The 230-nt window shown below is 62.6% G+C and carries 1 pseudogene; it reads left to right on the top strand.

What is annotated here, in order from left to right:
• Nucleotides 1-230, top strand: a pseudogene (locus NP777_RS47485) (hypothetical protein); the annotation flags it as partial.

Here is a 230-nt window from a genome sequence, read left to right as displayed (position 1 = left end):
ACCACTGCATCCAACACGTCCAGCGATACGCCGACATGGGCGTCGACGCACTCGTCCTACGCGTCGACAGCCTCCCCCACCACCAACTACTCCGCTCCATCGAACTCTTCGGCAAATACGTCATCCCCCACTTCAAAAACCCCCGCAACGTCATCCGCCCCGCCGACCACGTACTCGCCGACATCCGAGCCGCACGCCCCGCCCACCAACAAGCACTCCACCAATTCCAC

Origin of the sequence: Streptomyces rugosispiralis, assembly GCF_024505145.1 — a bacterium.
In the GTDB taxonomy this organism is placed as follows: Bacteria; Actinomycetota; Actinomycetes; order Streptomycetales; family Streptomycetaceae; genus Streptomyces; species Streptomyces rugosispiralis.
The sequence above is the reverse complement of the archived record's forward strand: the minus strand, read 5'-3'. Positions and strand labels throughout refer to the sequence as shown.